Origin of the sequence: Streptomyces sp. NPDC005866 (assembly GCF_040629895.1) — a bacterium.
Lineage (GTDB): Bacteria > Actinomycetota > Actinomycetes > Streptomycetales > Streptomycetaceae > Streptomyces.
In genome coordinates, this window is sequence record NZ_JBEXWP010000059.1 from 1 (window position 1) to 1,832 (window position 1,832).

Below are 1,832 nucleotides of genomic sequence, written 5' to 3' on the forward strand. Positions count from 1 at the left end.
ATCTCCGAGACGGGGTAACGGGATTCGCGGCGGACGGCCATGAAGATGCGCGGCATCACGGGGAAGTGGAACGCCATATGGCACTCGTCCCCGCCGCTCCGGTAGTCACCGAAGTAGTCGACGACGTCCTCCGGCCACTGGTTCGCCTCCGCCAGCAGCACCTTGTCCGGGTACTGGGCGTCGATCTCCTTCCGCACCCGCTTCAGGAAGTCATGGGTGGCGGGCAGGTTCTCGCAGTTGGTGCCCTCGCGCTGGTAGAGATACGGCACCGCGTCCAGCCGGAAGCCGTCGATGCCCAGGTCCAGCCAGAACTTCAGCGCCGAGATGATCTCCTCCTGCACGGCCGGGTTCTCGTAGTTGAGGTCCGGCTGGTGGGAGAAGAAGCGGTGCCAGAAGTACTGCTTGCGGACCGGGTCGTAGGTCCAGTTGGAGGCCTCGGTGTCGACGAAGATGATCCGCGCGTCCTGGTACTGCTTGTCGTCGTCGGCCCACACGTAGTAGTCGCCGTAGGGCCCGTCGGGGTCCTTGCGGGACTCCTGGAACCACGGGTGCTGGTCGCTGGTGTGGTTCATGACGAAGTCGATGATCACGCGCATGCCGCGCTGGTGGGCGGCGTCGACGAAGTCCACGAAGTCGGCCAGGTCACCGAATTCGGGGAGTACGGCGGTGTAGTCGGAGACGTCGTAGCCGCCGTCCCGCAGCGGGGACTTGAAGAAGGGCGGCAGCCACAGGCAGTCGACGCCGAGCCACTGCAGATAGTCGAGCTTGGCGGTCAGGCCCTTGAGGTCGCCGATGCCGTCACCGTCGCTGTCCTGGAAGGAGCGGACGAGGACCTCGTAGAAGACTGCGCGTTTGAACCAGTCCGGGTCCCGGTCCTTGGCGGGAGTGTCCTCGAAGGTGTCCGGGACGGGTTCGTTGACGATCATTTTGTGGGTGACCCTCCGATCCGCGGGGACGGTCGCAGAACCGTGAAGATATGCGCGGGTCGTCGACCCGGTTCCAGGCGCACATAGTTGGCTCTGCCCCAGTTGTAGGTTTCGCCGGTGAGCTCGTCGCGCACCGGCACCGACTCATGCCAGTTCAGGCCGAGTTGCGGCATGTCCAACGAGACCGTGGCCTCCTGGGTGTGGTGGGGGTCGAGGTTGACGACCACCAGAACCGTGTTCGATCCGCTCTGCTTGCTGTAGACGATCACCGCGTCATGGTCGGCGTGATGGAAGTGGAGATCGCGCAACTGCCGCAGGGCCGGACTGTTCCGCCGGAGGGTGTTGAGGCGGGTGATGAGGGGGGCGATGCCCTCGGTCTCGGCGCGGGCCCAGTCGCGGGGCTTGAGCTGGTACTTCTCGGAGTCGAGGTACTCCTCGCTGCCTTCTCTGAGCGGGGTGTTCTCGCAGAGTTCGTAGCCGCTGTAGATGCCCCAGGTGGGGGAGAGGGTGGCGGCGAGCACGGCGCGGACCTCGAAGGCGGGGCGGCCGCCGTGCTGGAGGTAGGCGTGCAGGATGTCCGGGGTGTTGGCGAAGAAGTTGGGCCGCATCCAGGCGGCGCTCTCGCCGGACAGCTCCGTGAGGTACTCGGTGAGTTCCTGCTTGGTGTTGCGCCAGGTGAAGTAGGTGTACGACTGCTGGAAACCGATCTGGGCGAGGGTGCGCATCATCGCGGGGCGGGTGAAGGCCTCGGCGAGGAAGAGGACGTCCGGATCGGTGCGGTTGATCTCGGCGATCACCCGTTCCCAGAACACCACCGGTTTGGTGTGCGGGTTGTCGACGCGGAAGATCCGCACCCCGCAGTCCATCCAGTGCCGCAGCACCCGGACCGTCTCGGCGATCAGCCCT

At 65.5% G+C, this 1,832-nt stretch carries 1 protein-coding gene and 1 pseudogene; both read right to left on the reverse strand.

The window, feature by feature from the left end; genetic code table 11:
• The coding region (locus ABZ396_RS40685) for an alpha-amylase family glycosyl hydrolase (RefSeq protein ID WP_358927081.1) at positions 1 to 926 on the reverse strand (926 nt) is incomplete at its 3' end.
• A pseudogene (locus ABZ396_RS40690) lies at positions 923 to 1,832 on the reverse strand (alpha-1,4-glucan--maltose-1-phosphate maltosyltransferase); the annotation flags it as partial. The pseudogene ABZ396_RS40690 and the gene ABZ396_RS40685, both read right to left, overlap by 4 nt.